6 protein-coding genes and 1 tRNA gene are annotated in these 17,910 nt (G+C 34.9%); 1 reads left to right on the top strand and 6 read right to left on the bottom strand.

Going from position 1 to position 17,910, the window contains the following annotated elements:
- Window positions 1-15: 15 nt before the first annotated feature.
- The 5 genes from LACAL_RS05830 to LACAL_RS05810 form a co-directional block, all read right to left on the bottom strand.
- Window positions 16-9,519, bottom strand: coding sequence for a gliding motility-associated C-terminal domain-containing protein (locus tag LACAL_RS05830; RefSeq protein WP_013869785.1), 9,504 nt, complete (start codon window positions 9,517-9,519; stop codon window positions 16-18).
- A gap of 241 nt (window positions 9,520-9,760) precedes the next feature.
- Window positions 9,761-11,842, bottom strand: coding sequence for a M13 family metallopeptidase (locus LACAL_RS05825; RefSeq protein ID WP_013869784.1), 2,082 nt, complete (start codon window positions 11,840-11,842; stop codon window positions 9,761-9,763).
- Between the two features lie 145 nt (window positions 11,843-11,987).
- Window positions 11,988-15,419, bottom strand: coding sequence for a T9SS type A sorting domain-containing protein (locus tag LACAL_RS05820; RefSeq protein ID WP_013869783.1), 3,432 nt, complete (start codon window positions 15,417-15,419; stop codon window positions 11,988-11,990).
- Window positions 15,420-15,506: 87 nt separating this feature from the next.
- Entirely contained in the window at window positions 15,507-16,052 is a 546-nt protein-coding gene (locus tag LACAL_RS05815) for a nuclear transport factor 2 family protein (protein ID WP_013869782.1), read from the bottom strand.
- A complete protein-coding gene (locus LACAL_RS05810; RefSeq protein ID WP_013869781.1) occupies window positions 16,049-16,573 on the bottom strand; it encodes a hypothetical protein in 525 nt (174 codons plus the stop codon). Before LACAL_RS05810 ends, LACAL_RS05815 begins: the two co-directional genes overlap by 4 nt.
- A gap of 137 nt (window positions 16,574-16,710) precedes the next feature.
- On the opposite strand from LACAL_RS05810, the gene LACAL_RS05805 reads away from it, so the two are divergent.
- The gene (locus tag LACAL_RS05805; protein ID WP_013869780.1) at window positions 16,711-17,658 is read left to right on the top strand and encodes an NAD-dependent epimerase/dehydratase family protein; all 948 of its coding nucleotides are present in this window, start codon (window positions 16,711-16,713) and stop codon (window positions 17,656-17,658) included.
- Between the two features lie 119 nt (window positions 17,659-17,777).
- On the opposite strand, the gene LACAL_RS05800 is transcribed toward LACAL_RS05805, so the two are convergent.
- Window positions 17,778-17,851 (bottom strand) — tRNA-Asn (locus tag LACAL_RS05800).
- Between the last annotated feature and the right edge of the window lie 59 nt (window positions 17,852-17,910).

Genomic DNA, 17,910 nt, shown 5'->3' with positions numbered 1-17,910 from the left:
GCTGGTATTATATATTTATTTTCTATTAATGTAAAGTGGTCCTGCTTTTTGAATAGTTTTACCGTCATCATTTACATAAGTTAATACATAATAGTAAGTTCCTACAGGAAGGTTTTCATCTTTCTTAATGGTAACCCTACCTTCTGATACTCCTCTAAAGAAATTGTTACCAGAACCATATCCATCTACATTATACACTTCAACTCCCCAACGATTATAGATTTGTAAAGTATTATTTGGGTAGTTTTCAATACCACTAATAACAAAAACATCATTATCTCCATCACCATTTGGCGTCATGATATCAAAAATATTAAGACCATCTTCAGCATCTGGATTTCCGTTATTACACTCAGCATAATCTGGAATGCCATTGTTATTATTATCTGACAATTCTTCGCCATTACTAAAACCATCTCCAGCGCCATCACAATCACAATCTGCATTTAACCAATTGTCACTTACAGTATCTATATCTTGACTTTCAAAATCAAAATCACATGCATTGTTTGGATCTGTACCATCTAATACTTCGTCTTCATTTGTTACACCATCACCATCACAGTCTCCATTACTCCATTCTAATGTTGGTGTTATTGTCTGGCTAGCTAATATAAAGTCACATAAATCGAAAGGATTAGTGTTGTCTAAAATTTCATCGCCATTAGTAACGCCATCGCCATCACAATCTCCATTATTGAATTCTGTATCTCCAATACTTGTTTGACTTGTAATAATTAAACTACAATTATCTAATGGGTCTGTACCATCTAAGATCTCGTCTTCATTTGTTACACCATCTCCATCACAATCTAGTGCATTCCATTCTACAGAAGGTGTTTCTGTTTGGTTTTCTAAAACAAAATCACATGGTTCATCAGGGTTCGTACCATCATCTATCTCATCGCCATTAGTAACGCCATCGCCATCACAGTCTAAATCATCAAAATCCATAGTTATTATAGATATGTCTTGACTATCTGGATCAAAATCACATGGATCTGTTGGATCTGTACCATCGAGAATTTCTTGATCGTTAAGTACTCCATCTCCGTCACAGTCAATGTTATTCCATTCTGTTGAAGGTGTAACGGTTTGACTACTTACCATGAAGTCACAAAGATCATTAGGGTCTGTACCATCTAATACTTCATCTCCATTAGTAACACCATCACCATCACAATCTGCATTCATAAATTCTCCTGAGGTTGGCAAAGTTTGACTACTTAAAACAAAATCACATGAATCTGTTGGATCTGTACCATCATTAACTTCGTCTCCATTTGTTACACCATCTCCATCACAATCTAATGCTTCCCACTCTGGTGTTGGTGTAGTGTCTTGACTTGAAACTATTAAATCACATTCATTTAATGGATCTGTACCATCAACAACTTCTGTTCCATTTGTTACACCATCTCCATCACAATCTAATGCTTCCCACTCCGGTGTTTGTGGCACTGTTGTGTTTTCTAACATAAATTCACATGGATCTAGTGGGCTTGTGCCATCAATCACTTCATCTCCGTTAGTAACTCCATCTCCATCACAATCTGCATTTTCCCAAATTGTTGTTGGTGTAGTATCTTGACTTGTTACAATAAAATCACATGGATCTAATACATCGGTTCCATCAATTACTTCTGTTCCATTAGTAACACCATCGCCATCACAATCTAGGTTTTCCCATTCTGAAGAAACTGTTGTAACATCTTGACTTAATGGGTTAAAATCACATGGGTCTAATACATCAGTTCCATCAATTACTTCTGTTCCATTAGTAACACCATCGCCATCACAATCATCATCTTGCCATTCTGTAGTGACTATTGTTATATCTTGACTAGATTCTAAATAATCACATGAATCTAAAGGATTTGTTCCGTCATTAATTTCTGTTCCATTAGAGACACCATCTCCATCACAATCCATTCCTAACCAAGTTGTACTTGTGCTAGTAATATCTTGAATAGATGCATCATAGTCACATGGATCATTAGGATCTGTATCATTAGGTCCTTCAGTACCATCTCCATCAGGATCTACTTCTGTTCCATTAATTACGCCGTCACCATCACAATCAGATATGTACCAATCACTAGTTGTATCATTTAAGTCAACCATCGTAATATCTGCATCTACACATGGGTCTAGTGGATCAGAATCTGTTCCATTTGGATTACCATCGCTATCACAATCTTCTAATAACCAATCTCCTGTTTGAGTTTCAGTTACATCTTCTGCATTGTAATCACATGGATCATTAATATCAGTTCCGTTTGGTCCTGCTATACCGTCCATATCTGGATCTACTTCTGTTCCATTGATAACTCCGTCGCCATCACAATCCACTGTATACCAATCTGAAGTATTATCAGATAAATCAACATTAGCTAAATTTCCTCCTACACAAGGATCATATGGTGAGATATCATTTTCATTTAATGAACCATCACCATCACAATCGGCTGCTGCCCATACCTCATAGTTTGGATCAGTTGGTTGTGGGTTTGTTGTTATATCTGTATCTCCTGCACATGGATCGAATGGATCTGTATCTGTGCTATTTGGTTCGCCATCACCATCACAATCTGCATCTTCCCATTCTGCCGTAACAATAGAGATATCTTGACTAGATTCTAAATAACTACATGTATCTAAAGGATCTGTTCCATCATTAATTTCTGTTCCATTTGAAACACCGTCTCCATCACAATCTATTCCTAACCAAGTAGTACTTGTATTATTAATATCTTGAATAGAACCATCATAATCACATGGATCATTCGGGTCTGTATCATTAGGTCCAACAATACCATCACCATCAGGATCAACTTCTGTTCCGTTAATTACGCCATCGCCATCGCAATCTGCTAAATACCAATCTGAAGTCGTATCATTAAGATCAACCATAGTAATATCTGCATCAACACATGGATCTAAAGGATCTGAATCCGTTCCGTTTGGATTTCCATCACCATCGCAATCTGCTGTTGTCCAGTCTCCACTTGGAGTTACTGTAACATCCGATTCGTTATAATCACATGGGTCCGTTGGGTCTGTGCCATCAGGTCCTGCGGTACCATCCATATCTGGATCTACTTCTGTTCCGTTGATTACGCCATCGCCATCACAATCTGCTGTATACCAATCCGAAGTTATATCCGATAAGTCTACGTTTGCTAAGTTTCCGCCTACACATGGATCTAATGGATCTGGATCCGTTGCGTTTGTTTCGCCATCGCCATCACAATCTGCATCTGCCCATACTGGGTTACTTGTATCTCCTACACTTCCTGCTGTGAATACACATGGATCTAATGGTTCTGGATCGGTTCCGTTTGGATCGCCGTCACCATCACAATCCGCTGTTGTCCAGTCTCCTGTTTGTGTTACTGTTATATCCGATTCGTTATAATCACATGGGTCCGTTGGGTCTGTGCCATCAGGTCCTGCGGTACCATCCATATCTGGATCTACTTCTGTTCCGTTGATTACGCCATCGCCATCACAATCTGCTGTGTACCAATCCGAAGTTATATCCGATAAGTCTACGTTTGCTAAGTTTCCGCCTACACATGGATCATATGGATCTGGATCCGTTTCGTTTGTTTCGCCATCGCCATCACAATCTGCATCTGCCCATACTGGGTTACTTGTATCTCCTACACTTCCTGCTGTGAATACACATGGATCTAATGGTTCTGGATCGGTTCCATTTGGATCGCCGTCACCATCACAATCGGCTGATTGCCATATTGGGTTACTTGTATCTGCTGTACTTCCCGCTGTGAATACGCATGGATCTTGTGGGTCTGGATCGGTTCCGTTTGAATCACCATCTCCATCACAGTCCGCTGATTGCCATATTGGGTTACTTGTATCTGCTGTACTTCCCGCTGTGAATACGCATGGATCTTGTGGGTCTGGATCGGTTCCGTTTGAATCACCATCTCCATCACAATCTGCGGCCGCCCAAACATCATATGCAGCTTGCTCTGATGACCCTGGTGTTCCAGGATTTGTTGGGATTGTTGTATTTGTTACGCTACATGGATCGAATGGATCTGTATTATTCATGATCTCTTCTCCATTAGTCTCGCCATCTCCATCACAATCTGCAGATGCCCATACTGAATAGTTTGAATCGCTTGTTGCTGGTATTGTTGGTGCGCCACTAACACTACAAGGATCGGTTGGATCTGATCCATTATCATTTTCTGTTCCGTTTGTTTCTCCATCACCATCACAGTCCGCTGCTTGCCATATTGGGTTACTTGTATCTGCTGTACTTCCCACTGTGAATACGCATGGATCTTGTGGATCTGGATCGGTTCCGTTTGGATCGCCATCTCCATCACAATCCGCTGATTGCCATATTGGGTTACTTGTATCTGCTGTACTTCCCGCTGTGAATACGCATGGATCTTGTGGGTCTGGATCGGTTCCGTTTGAATCACCATCTCCATCACAGTCCGCTGATTGCCATATTGGGTTACTTGTATCTGCTGTACTTCCCGCTGTGAATACGCATGGATCTTGTGGGTCTGGATCGGTTCCGTTTGAATCACCATCTCCATCACAATCTGCGGCCGCCCAAACATCATATGCAGCTTGCTCTGATGACCCTGGTGTTCCAGGATTTGTTGGGATTGTTGTATTTGTTACGCTACATGGATCGAATGGATCTGTATTATTCATGATCTCTTCTCCATTAGTCTCACCATCTCCATCACAATCTGCAGATGCCCATACTGAATAGTTTGAATCGCTTGTTGCTGGTATTGTTGGTGCGCCACTAACACTACAAGGATCGGTTGGATCTGATCCATTATCATTTTCTGTTCCGTTTGTTTCTCCATCACCATCACAGTCCGCTGCTTGCCATATTGGGTTACTTGTATCTGCTGTACTTCCCACTGTGAATACGCATGGATCTTGTGGATCTGGATCGGTTCCGTTTGGATCTCCATCACCATCACAGTCCGCTGCTGCCCACAAATCATATGCTGCTTGCTCTGATGATCCTGGTGTTCCTGGGTTTGAAGGTGTCGCTGTACCAGATGAAAAATCACAAGGATCTTCAGGGTTAGGGTCACTTCCGTTTGGATCGCCATCTCCATCACAATCTGCTAAAATCCAAGCTCCTGTTTGTGTTTCAGTAACTAATAAAGGCTCATAATCACAAGGATCTAATGGATCTGTTCCGTTTCCATCATCTTCACCATTACCATCTGGATCTATTTCATTTGCATTTGTAACACCATCACCATCACAATCTGTATTTTGGAATTCTGTAGTTGTTACTGTATAATCTTGATTTGTTTGAATATATTCACATGGATCAAAAGGATCTGTTGTATCTGTAACTTCTTGGTCATTAATTACGCCATCACCATCACAATCTTCTGCAGCCCATATTGAATAATTTGGATCTGTTGAAGCAGGTATAGTTGGTGTTCCACTCACAACACAAGGATTTAATGGATCTGGATCTGATCCGTTTGGATCTCCATCACCGTCACAGTCTGCAGTCTGCCACGTAGCATTCGAGGTATCTGCAACACTACCAGCTGTAAACACACATGGGTTTGCAGGATCTGGATCTGTACTATCGCAATCACCATCACCATCAGTATCTATACATCCATCAACAGTGACGCTTTCAGTTAAATCATTTCCTGCTGTTGTGGGATCTGTTTGATCTGCAGTTGTAGCTGCTGTAGTTGTATTTGTAATAACATTTCCGTCTTCACCAGCATTGACTGTACCTTCAATAGTTAGCGTTACAAATTGCCCACTACCTATAAAAGGAATTGTCCAGTTAGGAGCCGAATAAGTTGAAGATTGATCTCCACTTGTATTTCCATTATTGGTTGTTGCTGTTAATTCTGTTGGAATTGTATCTGCTAATGACACATTAGTTGCGTCATCAGGCCCATTATTTGTTACGGTAATTGTAAATGTTACAGTATCACCTTCAGCTGGAGTAGTGTCTGCGCTTGATAATGTTTTTACTGTTACTAAATCTGCTTCGCCAACGGCTATGCCATCATTATTTCCGTCTGTACCATCATCTGTATCATTGGCTGAGTTTGAATCCACCTCATTAGCAGAAACTGAAGCAATATTTGTAAATGAACCAGGTGCATCTATTGTTCCTGTAACTACGATTGTCACATCACTAAATGGTGAATTAGGCAATATATCTCCCACATTACAAGGGAAAGTTACACAACCACCTCCATTTACATTAGTGATTGTGACATTTGTAGGTGTATCTGTAACAAATACATTTGTTGCTAAATCTGTTCCTAAATTACTAACTACAATATTCCAAGATACTGTATCACCAGGAGCAAATGGTCCTGTTTCATTTAATGTTTTTGTTATACCTACATCAGCTTGTGCAACGCTACAAGATGCTGGTGCAGTACCTGCGTTTTGAGTGTCTGTACATCCACTTGGATTATCGAAAGTTGCCGTAAGAATTACATCTGCACCATCTGCAGAAAAAGTTAACCCTGAAAACGTATGCTGAGTAGCAGAATCTAAACCAGAAACTGGAACAAATGTATTAATGCCAGCACCTGTTAAATCAAGATTTCCAGATCCTGGAGGAAATGTATACTCTACAACTACATCTGCTACAAATGTATCATCTGATGTGTCACCTGAAGTACCATTTGAATCACATGAACTAATATTTGTTAATGATATTACAGCTACAGTACAAGTGTTAACAGTAATAAAAATGTTAGCTGTATCCTGATTACCAAGAGAATCTTGAACAACGTATGGAAAAGAAATAGGAGAACTACTCCCTAAAGGAGGTGTTACTATTAATTCTCCATTTATATACTCTACAATAGTATCATCTGATAAAACTACTGGAGCACCACCTTCTGTTATGGGAATACCATCTACTTCAGAAATTATTATTGGATCACTGTCTGGATCTGAATCATTATCTAATGGATCAATTGTTATTTGTGTATCTACATTAGTATTATATGTATTATCTTCTGCTTCTGGTGGATTATTAATTTGAACAGATGAAGACACAGGTGTTACCGCTGTTCCGTTAGGGTCTGTAGCACTAAATGTTGCTGTATTTTGACCTGTACATGGTAACGTTATTTCCACCTCTATTTCTACTATAACCCTATCTCCAGGTCTTAACTGACCAGTATTATTTAAAAAGACATCGTTTAAACCTTGTCCTGTGTATGCAGGATCTATAGTTGGATCTACTAAAGCTGTTGAAGAGGTTATTACAGGCGAACTTACATTTACAATATTCCCTGGACACATAGCTTCTATATTATCTGTAATTTGAAGATTAAATAAATCTACAGGAGAAGCTGCATCATTTTCTATTTCAATTTGAAAAGTTACATCTCTATTTCCCAGCGTTCCTGCTGGATCATTGTTTGTAATTGTTTTTGTAATTATAGGTATTGGAGTAAACACTAATCTTACAGGTGTTTGTTCACAGAAGCATTGAGTATCATCATGGTTAGCTGTTGTATTTCTTCTTGTAGCTTCAGAAACTGTTTGCAAACTAGCATCTGTTCCAGAAAAAACACCTTGAGTATTTCTTGTTGTTTGATTTGAAGTAGGCCCGACGTTTAATTCTATTCTAAAACTTGCAGTTTCTCCTGGAGCCATATTTTGACCTGGATCTAATAAATTAGTAGATGTTCCTGCTAATCCAGAACCTCCATCAAAACCAGAAGTAGGATCATCATTAGCTGTTAAAGATCCAGATAGTGTAACTACATTTAACGTGTTAATAGGTATTCCATTTGAAAACAAATGATCAAAGGCATCTACATACTGTACGTCTGTAGCAATTCCAGAACCATTATTTCTTAATGTAACTGTATAAAAGAAATCTGCTGTTCCATCAGTATTTACTGTAGGTGTTGGATCACTGACTTCTAAACCTGCACTTAATATAGCAAGGTTTTGCTGAAATAACTCTCCATCTGTTGCATTAACTTGATAAGCATCACCTAAAACGGTATCATTAGCTGTTGCAGAAATTGTATTTGTTATAGTTGCACCATCTAAAGCATCTACTGCATTAATTTCGACACAAAATGAATATGATATTGATTCTCCAGGATCTAATTCATTTAAAACATCTGCATTTAATAATTCTTCATCTGTGGTTCCATTAAACCCACCGTTTAAACTCCATCCATTTATTGCTGGACCAACCGTTCTAGAATCAAATCCTATAATATAACTATCACTACCAAAAGCGGCTCCCAAATCATCTGTAATACTTACATTATAAACAGGGTTTGCTCCATTATTTACTAGAGTACCTGTGTAATTAATAATATAAGTATCTGTTGTTGTGTAACCCCAATCACAATGTGATTTTGATAAAGTTAAACCTCCATCTCCAACAGGAGTACTACATTGTCCTGGAGCTGTTAAAACAGAAGGAATTGTTACGGTACAAGCTACATTGGCAGAAAAAGCTGCTGTTAAATCTATGTCATTTCCGTTTGCTGGACTTTGAATGCCGACAAAGGTGTGAGATGTAGAAGAGTCTACGCCACCAACAGGAACATCAATACTACCTGTTGGAGTTGTTAAAGTTAGATTTCCTGTAGGAGGTAAATTAGTATATGTTACTATAATATCATACGTAAAAAAATCATCTGTATCGTCTCCTATTGTCCCATTATTATTACAGATTGAATTTGAATCTACAACCAACTCTATATTATCTATACTACAATCCATACTACAACTTGCTGGAGCATTTCCTGCAGCTGGAACATTTAAAGGACATGAACTATCTGAGAAATTAGCAGTTAAATCTATTGGAGATCCATCTGCAACCATTTGTACAGAAGGAAATGTATGAGAAGTTGCTGAGTTTAAACCGCCAAAGCCTTGAGAAATAATAGCGTCTCCAGTTACATCAAGTGTTCCAGATGTTGGTGGATTTGAGTAAGTAACTGTTATATCTGCCGTAAAAAAATCATCTGATGGATCTTGAGGTGTTCCATTATTGTTACAGGCTGAAATATTTGAAGTTGAAATATCTGAAATAATACAATCTGGACTACAAGACGCAGGTGCTAATCCTGCAGAAGGTTCATTAAACGAAAATGTACAAGTTGCATCTCCTAAAAATTCGGCTGTAATATCTATTGAAGTGCCATCTGCACTCATTGTTATTGTAGAAAAAGTATAGGACGTTTGTCCTGCTGCAAATGTTGTTACGTCTACAAACTCTACTCCACTATCTCCAGAAATTTGTAATGTTCCTGTTGCTGGTGCGGCATCAAATAACACCGTTATATCTGCTGTAAAAGTATCGTCACTAGGGTCTGGTGTTGTACCTCCATTATTACATGCTGATATCATTGAAGTTGAGATAGCAGTAATATCACATTGTGAATAACCTTTTGTAAAACTAATTAATAGAATAAAAGTAATTATAAATAAAAAGGGATTACTTTTTTTAAAATTGGGTAGTGTAACTTTTTTCATAAGCATTAACTTAAAATGAAATCTAGTTTAAATAGTTAGAAGTCGGAAATATTAGTTTGAAAGTTGAATATTGTTAAAAATTTAACAAAAACCCTTTAAAATTGAATTATTTGCAAACCTATTTCGTTTAAACGCGCTAAAAACACGACTAAACGCAAGTTAAATCATAATACTATCTTAATAAACAAAAAAAAAGAGCAACTATTAAGTTGCTCTTTTTATAATAAATAAGGTTATTTTATTACCAAATTCTTACACGATCTTCTGGCGCTATATACATTTTATCTCCTTCTTTTATATCAAATGCTTTATAAAATGCATCAATATTTAGCAAAGGTTGAACAGCTCTATTCATTCCTGGTGAATGAGGATCTGTTTTAATTTTTGTTTTTAATGCATCATCTCTCATTTTAGTTCTCCATACAGTAGCCCAACTCATAAAGAAACGTTGTTCTGGTGTGAAACCATCTATAGGTTCTGGTCTTCCGTTTTCTTTATAACTTAATTGTAATGCATCATAAGCTGCTAAAACACCTCCTAAATCGCCAATGTTTTCTCCTAAAGTAAATTTACCATTAATGTTTGTTTCTGGTAATACTTCTATTGCGCTGTATTGGTTAGCTAAAGCTTCTCCTAAATCTTCAAATTGTTTTAAATCTTCGTCTGTCCACCAATTGTTTAAATTTCCATCTTTGTCGTAACGAGAACCAGAATCATCAAAACTGTGAGATATTTCATGACCAATTACAGCTCCAATTCCTCCATAATTTACAGCATCATCTGCAGTATAGTTATAAAATGGTGGTTGTAATATGGCTGCTGGAAATACAATTTCGTTATATGCTGGATTAAAGTATGCGTTTACAATTTGTGGCGCCATAAACCATTCACTTTTATCTACTGGCTTACCTAATTTATCTATATTTTTTTTAAAATTCCAAGCTCTTGCATTTAAAGAGTTTTGTAGGTAAGAACCTCCATTGTCAACACTTTTAATTTCTAAAGCACTATAGTCTTTCCATTTGTCTGGATAAGCAATCTTGATTTTTGTTGCTTTTAATTTTTCGATGGCTTTTTTCTTAGTTTCTTCACTCATCCAATCCAAATTATTAATTCGGCCTTCAAAAGCCAGAATAACATTTTGAATCATTTTTTCTGCTTTAGCTTTAGCTTCTGGCGGGAATTTTTTATCTACATAAAGTTTTCCTAATGCTTCTCCAATAGTTCTATTTAAAGACCCTAAAGCTCTTTCGTCTCTAGCTCTTTGTTTTTTAGCACCGTTTAAGTCTCTACCATAAAATTCCCAATTTGCTGTTTCTAAATCTGTTGTTAAATATCCTGCTGCACTATTAAATGTATTCCATTTTAAATAAGATTTCCAGTTTTCAACATTGTTTTCAGCTAGAACTTCTTGTAATCTATTAAAGTAACCTAAATCACCTACTATTACTGTGTCTAACTCTTTAACACCAATACCTTCGAAAAAGTTTTTCCAATTAACAGCCGGTACCATTTCTTGTACTTGCTTAATTGATCTTGGATTGTATCTTTTACGTGCATCTCGCCTATCTACCTTATCCATTTTAGCCTCTTCAAGTTTTGTCTCGAATGCTAAAATCTTGTTTGCTTCTTCTTTAGCTTCAGCTTCTGTACTTCCTAATTCTTGAAGCATTCTTGTAATGTGCGCTACGTATAAAGCTCTTTTTTCTTTTGAATCTTCATCGTCTTTTATATAGTAGTCTCTATCTGGTAAACCTGTACTTCCACCTCCTAAATATGCAACATTTCTATTACTGTCTTTAGGATCTGGGCGTACGCCAAAACCGTATAAACCGCCACCACCTTGAGGCTCCATTTCTATCATATAAGCTTGAAGGTCTTGTATATTTTTAATAGCTTCAATTTTTGCTAAATATGGTTTTAAAGGCTCGATGCCTTGTTTATCTCTACCAATTGTATCCATTATTGTTTGGAAATAATGAACTGCTTTTTCTTGGTCTGAACCTGGCAATACCTGAATTTTTTCTAAATCTTTATTATCTGACATGGCTGCTTCTAAAATACTTAAAGCATCTGCATCTGTATTTTTTCTTAGTTCTTGAAAGCTTCCCCAAGTAGATTGATCATCTGGAATTTTATTGGTATCTAGCCACTTTCCGTTTACGTATTTAAAGAAATCTTCGTTAGGTTTTACATTGGTATCCATGTAATCCAGGTTTATACCTGGTGTTTCATCTAACTGTGCAGTTTCTTTTTTCACTTCTTCTTTACATGCGAAAACACATAATAAAGCAAAAGCACCTATTGCAGATATTTTTTTCATTGTTTGGTGTTATTTTGGTTATAAGCGACTAAGTTAAAGAGTTATTTTTTACTTAAAAAATAATTAACATTGCTAATGTATGAATTTCGTAAAAAAAATGGTGTTTTTATAAAAAAACACCATTTTTAAATAATTTTTATTGATTTTATTTAACTACTAACTTTTTGACTACTTTATTATTACCACTTTCAATTTGTAAAAAGTACACTCCAGTAGCATAATCTTCTATATTGATTTGATACTCTTTATTAATAGGTTTAACGCCTTGTTTTTTAAGAATTACTTTTCCTGTAACATCAATTACATTAAAGTTAAAAGGACTATTTAGATTTGTTTTAATATTAAATATTCCTTGGGATGGGTTTGGATAGACACTAAATTTTTCTAAATTAAAAGAATCTACACTTAAAACATTTCCTGAAACTACAAAATTATCTATTATAACTCCTTCTTGTGTTACAGCTTGATCTGTATGAAAAACAAACCTAAATAAAATGCTTGACTCACTTGATAAAGGAGATAAATCGTAACTATATTCTGTTAAGGTTGTATTTTGACCTGTCCATTGTGCTCCTGGACAATTATAACAATTAGTATTTGGTAGTGTACTACTATTATACCAATTTGGGTTAGAGGCTGCACCTAATACATCCCAACTTTCGCCTTGATTTGTTGAATACTCCATATATAATATGTCCCAATCTGTTTCAAGATCAAAAGCCATATCAAATTTTATTTCTGGGTTTACTATTGTTGTTAGATCATAACACTCACTTATAAGGTAGCTTTTAGTGTTATTTGCGTATTCTCCATTTAAATTTGTACCGTAAGCTTGATTCGTAGGGTTTGTGGCATCATTTAAAACTAAACCGTTAGGCACACCTCTTTCCCAGTATTGTGTTGATGCATTAGCATCTTGTACTAATAGAGCATCATCACTTGTTTCGAAGGTATTTACTACATCTACACTTCCGTTTGTATTGGCGTTTATAATTTTTTCTTCAGATTCATTATTTACCAAATAAGTATCATTTGTTGTGGTTACAAAACTTTTAAAAGTGTGCACACCTCTTGATAATGTTAAAGAAGGTAGACTTATAATAGTGGTTTCTTCAGAATTTAAGGTTCCTGTCCAATTGTATAATGTTTCTACTCCATCTAATGTATAAATGATATCTAAAGAATTAATAGTCGACAAACCATTATTACTTACTACCACTTGTGCTTCTAAATTTGTATTACATTCTATATTATCACTTATACCTTCTATAGATAATAGTTTTACATCTGTTTGTGCTAGTTCTACTGGTATTATAGATTGCCAAATACCTCTTCCATAGGTTGCTGCTGTAATTTTATTGTCTATAATATTAATTTCTATATCTCTTACAGTAACATTAGGCAGTCCTATATTAAATAGCTCCCAATTTAAAGTATCATCATCGTACCTATATACACCTAAACTAGTTGCTAAATATAATGGGTTTTTGGAATGTAAATTTTGATGTTTTATACTGTTTTTAGTAACGTTTGGTAATCCATTAGAAATATCTGTAAATGTAGCTCCTCCATCAATAGATTTTAGAACCTGACCATTTAATCCTGATGTGGTAATATATATAATATCACTATTAGCTTCGTTAATTTCTACCGATGTTATTGTAGAATTTAAAACTTGCATTGTTGTAAATGTCACTCCTCTATCTGTACTTTTTCTTAATGTACCTTGCGAAGAACTATTAGTTACTATAAAAATATTATCTGGATTAAGATTGTCTATTTCAACCACACTAATATTATTAGAAAACGACTGTGATACCTGAGTAAATGCTTGATTTTCTAATTTGTATAAGGCAGAATATCCTGCATACAATTCGCTTTCATTGTTTATAGAAAGTGGTGTAATCCAGTTTCCTGTTTCTGGACCAGAAATATTTGCTGTTAAATTTGCTCCTGAAGCATTAGAAATATATAATCCGCTACCGTTTTGTATAAATCCATAATATAAATTAGAATTATTTGGATCTATAGCGGTATCCATACCATCTGCTCCATAATAATTGTACCATTGGCTATTACTGTAACCATGACCTCCATTATCTTGTAAGCCACCAACCATTTTATTTGAAGATTTTTTTGAAACAGAAATTCTATAAAATTGACTAATTTGCATTCCTGCTGTTAAATCTGAAAAGCTTACTCCGTTATTACTTGACTTATAAAAACCACCATCTGAACCTACTAACAATTCTCCATTAAAAAAACGTAAATAATGTATATCTGCATGTGTATATGTTGAACTAAATGGCGAACTCCAGTTATTAATTTTAGTAAAACTAGCTTGATTATTAGTTATAACGCCTTTCCAAACATTTAAAACACCTGAAAAAATTTCATTTTCGTTAGTATCTGATACTGCAAGAGACATATCGAACCATGTTTGTGTAGACTCAAAAATATCTCCAACTGTTTCTGGCGTTGCTACTGCTACAAAATTATCACCAGAATCTGATGATTTATAAATACCTCTAAAACCATATGAATTATTGGCTGCAGAAACATATACTACGTTTGCATTGGCTGGCGTAACATCTATTACTAATCTAGAAATATCTGAAAGTGGAAAACCTTGAGTATTGGTTAATATTGGTACAAATGAATCTCCCATATTTGAAGACTTATAAAACCTATTTGAAGAAACAGCATATATAATATTAGGATCTCCTGGTTTTATTTTAATATCCTTAATGTTTTCATATTGAGTTCCACTTGATATAATCCAGTTTACTCCTGCATCTACTGTTTTATAAACACCATTATTGGTAGCTACCCAAATAATATTACTGTTTGTAGGGTGCACATAAATATCATTCATAGATGATGGCGAGTTACTAGCATTTAAACCTGTAAAATTCCATGTGTCTCCATTATCTGTAGATTTTAATACTCCAACACTTATAGAGTCTCCTGCGTCATCATCTCCAGTTGCAATGTATAACGTACCAGGATTGTTATAATCTACAGCAATACCAGAAACACCTATTTGTGGTAAAAAATCTGTTGAGGTTTGCCATGTCGCACCATCATCTTCAGATTTCCAAAATCCTCCGGCTGGAGCACCCGCATAGTAAGTGCCTGCAATAGCTGTATTTTTAACAATAATATTAACTCTACCTTGCCCAGAAGACCAACTACCAGTGTTTGTGTGTGAAAATGGACCTACTGGTTGCCAATCACTCAAATCTGTTAAAAAGTTTTTTTGAGATACTGCATTCTTAGTACTTGTGTAAGATTGCCATAACTCTTCTCGAGTTGGTAGCGTTCCATCTTCTTTTACAAAGTTTTTCCAATAAGACTCCCATCTTTTAAAAGGCTTATAACCACTACCTTTTACATTAGGGTTTTTTGTTTCCCAATAACTATTAAAAGCACTTACTACTTCTTGAAATCTAACTGGGTTTTTAGATGCTTCTCTAGATTTTACATCTATATCTTCCATCCAAGGTGCATTTTCTATATACTGTGCCTGTGAAAATGTAAAGGTTAAAAAACCTAAAATTAAAAGTGCTTTTTTCATCGGAAATTTTTTAAGGTGCGCTAAAATAAGGTAAAAATCTCTAATTTTTGAAAACTTTAACGCATTTAAACGTTAAAAACCAACACTTTATCTTTTAAACTGAAGCTTTTTGAGATAAAGACTATCAGATTTAGATTTTAATTCGACAACTGTTTCTACATTTTCATTAGGTATAGCTATAGACAATACATAATGTGCAATTTTCCATTTTCCATCTTCTAATTTCATAACTCCAGAGCCTCGACATAATTTCATTTGAGTATCTAACAACTCATCAAACCAAGCTATTTTATTATCCTTATAGAGGTAAATATTTCTTTCTACACTTGTAAAACTCCATGCTTTACCATTATCAAAATAGGGTTTCGAAAAGGTCCTAAAGGCTTCATTTTGCCAATTCTCTGTCGCATCGGTTCCTAAAAAAACGCCTTTTTTAGTCATTAAATCAAAATAAGCATTAAAATTTGCTTCTGCTGCTGCTTTATGCCAATTATCTAATGATTGGTTAATTAAATCTTTTATTTCTTCTGGCTTAACAATTTGTGCTTCAGCTATTTTTTTAGATTCCTTTTTAGAAGAATTATGACATGAGACTAATAATGATAAAAGAAAAATATATTTAATTAATTTCATATTTCGTTTGGTTTTATAATGTTTTGAGCTTCCTTTTCAAACTTTTTATTTATTTGTAAAGTAACATTTGATAGTGCCTCGAACACTTCTTTCATTATTAAAAGTTTTTCATTTTTTTTTGAAGTTCCTAAATTTAGTACTTCTTCTAATTTTAAAAGTTTTGTTCTTAATATTAATATACGGGCTTGAATTGGTTCGGTATTAATATTTTCTGGTATTGTTGTTTCTAAATCATTTACACTTGATACAAAAACTGTATTATCTTCTTTAAAAAAGTTTAAATCTCCTTTTTTTAAATTATCTATAGCTAATGCTATTGTGTTATATGATTGCCAGGAGTCTAATGTATTTTTAGCTTTACTATCTATACCATAATCTACATATGTAATTTTATCTATATCATTTTTTGTTAGTAGTGTGGTATCTTTTTTTACTACAGTCTCTTTTGTTTGTTTATTTTGATTGTTATTACATGATGATAAAAAAAATAACAATGTAATGGTAAGAAATAATGTTTTCATGTTATAGTAAGCTATATAAACACAAATATATTGTATTAATAATTTTGGTTTAATAATTATATCATAAAAGTAGTGGATTTACTTATAAATCTTGAAAATCTTAATTATTTTTGATTCCCTTATTTAATACAAAATTTATGTCTTCAAAAATATTAATTATTGGCGCTTGTGGCCAAATCGGATCTGAACTTACTTATAAACTTAGAGCACTTCATGGTGATGATAATGTTATTGCCAGTGATATTAGCTATAACAACTTAGATATTGTTAACTCTGGTATTTTTGAAATTGTTGACGCTATGGATTACAAATCTGTTAAAGTTTGTATTGAAAAGCACAATGTAGATACCGTTTATTTAATGGCTGCAATGTTAAGTGCTACTGGAGAAAAGTACCCAATGAAAGCCTGGGACTTAAATATGACGTCTTTATTTCACGTTTTAGATCTTGCAAAGGCTAAGTTTATTAAAAAAGTGTTTTGGCCTTCTAGCATTGCTGTTTTTGGCCCAACAACACCAAAGGAAGATACACCACAATATACAACCATGGAACCATCTACTGTTTACGGTATTACAAAACAAGTTGGTGAACGTTGGTGTGAATATTATAACGAAAAATATGATGTAGATGTGCGTTCTATTAGATATCCTGGTATAATTAGCTGGAAAACATTACCTGGTGGTGGTACCACAGATTATGCTGTAGAAATATATCATGAGGCTTTAAAAAATAAAGAATACGATTGTTTTTTATCTAAAGACACTGCTTTACCAATGCTTTATATGGACGACGCCATTAAAGCTACTGTAGATATTATGAGTGCAGATGCAGATGCTATAAAAATAAGATCTTCTTACAACCTTGCAGGAATATCTTTTACTCCAGAAGAAATTGCTGCTTCAATTAAAAAACATATTCCTGAATTTAAAATTTCCTATACTCCAGATTTTAGACAGCAAATTGCAAATTCTTGGCCACAAAGTATAGATGATACAATGGCGCAAAAGCACTGGAATTGGAAACATAGTTTTGATTTAGAAGCTATAACCGAAGAAATGCTAAAGCAATTAAAGCCTAAATATTAATATAAATAACAGTTAATTATTGTCTTAAAACCCAAGAGAACCCATTGCAAATCATGCATTTGGGTTCTTTTTTTTGTGCATAAAAAAAGCCACTATTTCTAGTGGCTTATTCAAACTTGCTCCTCTTCTTAGGCTCGAACTAAGGACCCTCTGATTAACAGTCAGATGCTCTAACCAACTGAGCTAAAGAGGAGTGTTTTTCGCTGTTGCGAGCGCAAATATAAAATGTTTTTTAGATACTGCAAAATATTT

The organism is Lacinutrix sp. 5H-3-7-4 (assembly GCF_000211855.2).
GTDB lineage: Bacteria > Bacteroidota > Bacteroidia > Flavobacteriales > Flavobacteriaceae > Lacinutrix.
Note: the sequence above shows the minus strand (reverse complement) of the source record. Positions and strands in the feature narration are given on the sequence as shown.